The sequence below is a fragment of the Stygiolobus sp. RP850M genome (assembly GCF_037389295.1).
GTDB lineage: Archaea > Thermoproteota > Thermoprotei_A > Sulfolobales > Sulfolobaceae > Stygiolobus.
Genome location: NZ_JBBHKU010000063.1, coordinates 1 through 5,453, shown reverse-complemented (window position 1 = coordinate 5,453; position 5,453 = coordinate 1). Strand labels below are relative to the sequence as shown.

Below are 5,453 nucleotides of genomic sequence, written 5' to 3'. Positions count from 1 at the left end.
GATCGGTCGTGTAGAGGTACCTGACGTGTGTCCCGGAGTCACCTTTATATTCTTGGACTAGCAATTTTACCGTAATCACTCGGTCTCCAAGGGTCAGGTCGGCGTAGTAGACTCCGGGGGGTAAGTCTCCCACTCGGAGGTGTCCCTCCACCTCCTCGAGGGTTCCCCGGGCCGACTCGACCCTGAGGAGCCTCCGGTTGGACTTGAGCTCAGACACCACGTTGTCCTTCACGAGCTTCTCCGACCAGTACCACGAGTCGAAGACTACCCTTGATACGCGGAAGTACCCCTTGAGCACGTCCAACATCTCCCTGGCCAAGTCGATCTTGGTCTTGAACTCAGTAACCATCCCCAAATCCAACATCTTCCTCACGGCGTAGGGGAAGGCTCCCACCATGAACGCCCTGCCCGTGGAGAGGTCTACTATGGCGACCGTGAGGAGCTGCACACCCCTCTCGAACCTCCCGTGGGCGTGGCAGTAGATCCAGTAGTTCCCGTGAGGGCTCACGTCCTTTCCTCTGGAGTACTCCTTGTGGTCCACGGTGTCGTCTATGATGACAACAACCTCACCCTTCACCATCCCCGACAGGACCTTTAAGTAGTCCTTCCACGCGTCTTCGAGTTCTCCCAACGCCTCCAGCAGGTTTGTGTAGTCTAACCCGAACGTCTCGGCAACATTCTTCACGCTGGCCCTACCGCCTAGCAGGGTCATGAGGACCAGTGCTAACTCGACCTTCTTGCTCCTCCCGTTCCTCCTGATCACGCCCAGGACTTTGTTCACTGCCTTGACCAACTTCTCCTTAGCTAACTCGATTTGTCCTTTTCCGTTTGACATCTTTTCAGTATGAAGACGTCTAAAATTAAAAACTTCTCGCTAATACCGACTTCTTGGTATTACCTCCCTAAGATTCCCATAACTGCTGGAATTTAGTTAGAAGACATGGAGGTTGTGATATCACTTCAGATGATCCATTAGAGATTAGGACATGCGATAATGAAATTGAGGTTATAGTTAGTCCAGCTAACCTCATCGCTAGGATGGGCTGGGTAAAGCCGTTAGTAAAACCAGAGAAAACTGTGAGGGATGTCAAAGAAACTGATTACACGATTTCACTTTCTATTATCGTATAATAATGATTAATTAATAAGAAACTTTTAAGTTTTTTCCTATAGGTTTTATAATTAATTTAAAGTTCGTGTGATTATAAGTCCAATTTTCTATTAGAAAATACTATTATTGAAAATAAATATATCCAAAGTGAGATTTTCAATCCTTAGTTGATGGGTGAATTCTCTTTTTAGTATACGCTTTAGATTAATTTAATTCACCATTCCCAATCATACATACTATCTTACTTAATATAGTTAGCCTAATAAATTTACTCGAATTAGGTATTATCATAATCTTCTACATTATCCGTCAGATAAAATTATTATAGTGTGTCAAACACAAAAAGATTAACACCTGCAGAATGTGCAGTGATTATAAGTATAGATATTCTTTCTAAGGCTGGAACTCCTACTACACCTAAGAAGATAGCGGACTTTTTGAAAGAGGACGTTCAGACGGTTAGAAATATTTTAGAGAGACTGAGAAAAAAGTCTAGTTATCTCTTCACTAGCTTTCTGTCTAGGTGGTTTTGCGAGAAAAAGTTCATCTTCTCAAGTAAGTGGCAGAGAAAGGATACATAAATTGGTTGATGATGTAGAAAGTATCTTATTTCTCCTAGTAATTTACTTCGTTCGTTTTATAAATCATCCCCGGTACTTAAAGCACGTTCCTAGTCAGTAACACCGTCTTAAATGCAATTCAAAAGAAGGCTACTTTTGTGAAATTCGATAAGAACCAGAGTCATTAAAGATCATGTCCTCAGTAACTGATCTCATTCTGTATTCCTGATATTTAACGTAAACATATCTAAGCACCTCACCGGGAGGTATTCCCAGATATTCCTAGATAAAGAATACTTAGAGTAAAATCAAAGTCTAAATAAGGTGAATGTCAATGACGCAATTATTACATTAAGCACCCCGTTCATAGATAAATTAATCCATTAGTTCAAAATTTTAACTAAATAATGATAGTTATATTAATTATAAATAATTTAGCTCTCTTAGACGTAGATTCAGTTTTAGTAAGTCGACTTATTATGGGAAAGCTGAGACTTCATTTCTGCGAAAGTTTTATTCTACTTAGAGCGTATAGAAAACTAGAATATAAAAAAGCTCTAGTTGGCTACCAAGCCTAGCTAGATTTTATTATTACGGTTTTTTACTCTTTCTCGTCTTAGAAGTATAAATTTACCTATCTATGTAACTCATTCCTTTAAAGCTTATATTGACTAGGAATTCGGTAATTAAAACTAACAATACCAGAACGGTAATGATTGACATTGTAAAAAATACAAAAAGAAAGTCTTCTATTAGATATGCGATATTAAAATAAGCCAAAAAAGTTGTAGCTATTGAGATAGCAAATGTTATTATAACTAAAATTTTAATTAATAATTTCCATACGTTAATAACATGTTCCAATATTTCATTAGTGGAATAAAATAATTTCACTGTTTCATCAATTGTAGTAGGAATTGATGAAATTTCGTTCTCGGTAACGTGTTCAATTAAAAACTCTACCACAAATAAAAAGATATCTAAACCAAAGATCAGTGAATCTATCATTGAATAAGCAGAGTCTAGAGGCAGCAAATGGTCTAATGCATAAAGAAAAGTCGAAAGGATAGGGAAAATCGCACTAAGGAAAATAAGTCCTAGAGATAAAGGTATGAGTACAATAATGATAAGTTCAACAACACTAGGAAATAGAAAATGGAAAATAATGCTTGGTGACAAATTTCTAATAAAAACCCTAAAATAAAGGAAAATATATAGTACGTAGAGTATTATTAACCCTGCAATCGACATTAATAAATAGCTAATATTGTTGGTTAAAGTACCAGTATTGTGTATTAACTCAGTTAACTCTCTTTCAGAAACATTATAATACATAAGCTCGAATGTCGTATTGTTCACTGTTATTGATTTTTCATTTGGTTTTATTTGCTGAGGCGATAAGAAATATTTCATTATAGAATTCTGTGTGTATGCATACGCATTAAATAAATTTTCAAGGTATACAAAGTAAATTATTCCTAAGAAAATTATAGCGATTATGAATATGATAAAAACGACTGTGGCCAACTTCATGATATGCATAGGAGCAAATCTCTTAAGCAAATAAAAATCTACTTTAGGAGTATAATAGTACAAATTCAGCATATTGTCTTAGGTATTACCAGAAACTTTGTAAAAAGACGTTTATGCTATTTGTATCTACGAATGTTGTAATCAAGTGAAAAGAAGTGGATTATAAAAAATATCGACACTGCCTTTCGTCCTCTTCAAATATTTCCCCTATTAACACCTTAGTGACCATGTAGAGCCGATAAGCTTTCTCCTCTAAATCTTTTAAGCTCTTAACGAAATTAATAGTCCAAGGGTCTCTGTAGATTAAGGAGAGTAAGGGGGTCTTTAACTTGGCATAACACGTCAGCATGATGTATTATGTCAAGCCTATGAGGCAATACTAAACCAAGTAAAGGACTTTTCTTGCCTATTAATTTTTTCCTCACTCTAAAGCTAGATTCTACAAGAATTAGTTTGCCGTTGGGTTGTTAAGCACTTAACTCGTCCCAATACCTTTCAGGCAATCGCTGAAACTTGTCTTTCCCTCACGTAGTGCTATAATTTACTGGGTGAAAGCGTCATCTAGCTTTTTAAAGCTGCCGTCTGACGAAAATTAGGCTTGTAAATCCCTAGTTATAACGTAATACAAGTCGGGGTTTACGTATTTTCTTACTAAGAACGATTTTCCTGCTTTTCTCCTACTGTAGATCAACGACCATCCTCTAACGTTTCTCAAATCTTTGTATTCTCTTCGTAATATTTTCAAGACTACATTATCACCATATATCATTATTGTAATGTTTTAAGCTTATGTCAAGGGATTATGAGTGTGGAGATAGTGTCGTCGTTAAGCTACAAATTCTGGGATTTAACCTTCTCTCCCACAAGACTAGGGCTATGGAGTACATCATGATGCGAATGCTCCTATTTACTGCCTTCGTCGCTCTCTTGAATCTAATTAGCCTATCCCTTAATGAGAAAGGACTCGTTCGGGTTAACTGGCGAGACAACCGTGTGGTCTTTCAACAAGTTATAATCATCATTCACCCATCTACCCTCTTCAGGCAAATACTTTTTGACCTCAAGGAAAGTACTCTCATCCCTATCCCCCAAAATGAGGTAAACTCCCAGCCTCGTGTACACGTAACAAGTGAAAACCCACTTGTAAAAAGCCCTAGCATTCTTGTACAAGTAAGTCCACATCTCGTCAACAACCTTAGCAACAACCTTACCCTTAACTGAATCCTCAACCCTACCCCACAACTCAACCAACTTCTCATACTTTTTCCTACCATAACGCTGTGAAAACAGTAACAAGAGGTACGTTAAGCACCCTAGAAATAGCCCTCATACTCATACCATTAGTATTTTCAAAGCCTCCTCCCTCAACCTCCTAGAATGATGATGATAACTAGCATCACCCAAGAAGTACTTACCACAATCCCTACACAAAAACTTCTGCCTACCCAAAGGCCTACCACACTTAACAACATGATGACTACCACAAGAGGGACAAGAAACGTCTTGCCTAAATACAGGCTTCCTACCCGTCAGTGATACTCGTTATACAAATATAAATAACTTAACGACGACACTATCAGTGTGGACAACTATTTCATTCATTTGAAATATTTACATTTATTATCACCCCCTTATCTAACAAGGACGTTGGGGTGTAAAGGATATATCAGGAAGGATGTTAATAACCACCTAGTTATTGTGAACTTGTTAGTATTCCAAGGGAAGTGGAAGTCCATTGATACAAGTGTTTAAGCTTCTGAACCCTTGTTCTGCGTAATCCCTCTCGTTGAACTTCTTGTGTTCTACGTTTAACCATGAGAAGGCGTTGTATGCAGTTGCCCCATTGTGAAAGTAAATTACCTTATCAATCCTTCTCCTAAACACCCTCATTGCTATTTCCTCAACCCTTCATGTTCACAAGAACTACCAAGACATGTACCCCGCTCCTAACACTAGTTGAAGAAGGGTATTCCCTTAGTTTTTACATCCCTAACAATCTACACGTAGTAATACCTCCCCCTCACAAGCCTCACCTTAGTCTCATCAATAGCGTAAACACCACTCAATGGCACAGCATACCTCACATAACTCAACTGATAGTAAAGCAGAGTAGAATGGGGTAAAACTGCCCTCCAAGAGGCGTTCAGTAATAAATCTTTCGCTCAAACTTCAAGCATAGTATTAGCTAACGTTGCCACGTGGGTTGAAAGGACCCACGTGACGATTCGGGGGAGGGCTTACCTATTTAG

At 38.3% G+C, this 5,453-nt stretch carries 4 protein-coding genes and 2 pseudogenes; 1 reads left to right on the top strand and 5 read right to left on the bottom strand.

Features of this window, described 5'->3' with window-relative positions:
- Positions 1–835 (bottom strand): transposase (locus WIW52_RS08375; RefSeq protein WP_337709851.1); only part of this gene is annotated, 835 nt, incomplete at its 3' end.
- Between the two features lie 605 nt (positions 836–1,440).
- Here WIW52_RS08375 and WIW52_RS08370 point away from each other — a divergent pair.
- Positions 1,441–1,692, top strand: coding sequence for a hypothetical protein (locus WIW52_RS08370; RefSeq protein WP_337709849.1), 252 nt, complete (start codon positions 1,441–1,443; stop codon positions 1,690–1,692).
- 609 nt (positions 1,693–2,301) lie between these two features.
- Here WIW52_RS08370 and WIW52_RS08365 read toward each other — a convergent pair.
- From WIW52_RS08365 to WIW52_RS08350, 4 genes and pseudogenes are all read right to left on the bottom strand, one after another.
- Positions 2,302–3,204 (bottom strand): hypothetical protein, encoded by a 903-nt coding sequence (locus tag WIW52_RS08365; RefSeq protein ID WP_337709847.1) that lies wholly within the window; start codon positions 3,202–3,204, stop codon positions 2,302–2,304.
- Between the two features lie 592 nt (positions 3,205–3,796).
- Entirely contained in the window at positions 3,797–3,949 is a 153-nt protein-coding gene (locus tag WIW52_RS08360; RefSeq protein WP_337709845.1) for a hypothetical protein, read from the bottom strand.
- An 81-nt stretch (positions 3,950–4,030) separates the two neighbouring features.
- Positions 4,031–4,737: pseudogene (locus WIW52_RS08355) on the bottom strand (IS1/IS1595 family N-terminal zinc-binding domain-containing protein).
- Between the two features lie 61 nt (positions 4,738–4,798).
- Positions 4,799–5,345 (bottom strand): annotated as a pseudogene (locus tag WIW52_RS08350) (IS6 family transposase); the annotation flags it as partial.
- Positions 5,346–5,453: the final 108 nt, after the last annotated feature.

What these genes read in the sequence shown, in the direction of transcription:
- WIW52_RS08365 (WP_337709847.1), bottom strand. Translation starts at nt 3,204, where the DNA reads ATGAAGTTGGCCACAGTCGTTTTTATCATATTCATAATCGCTATAATT.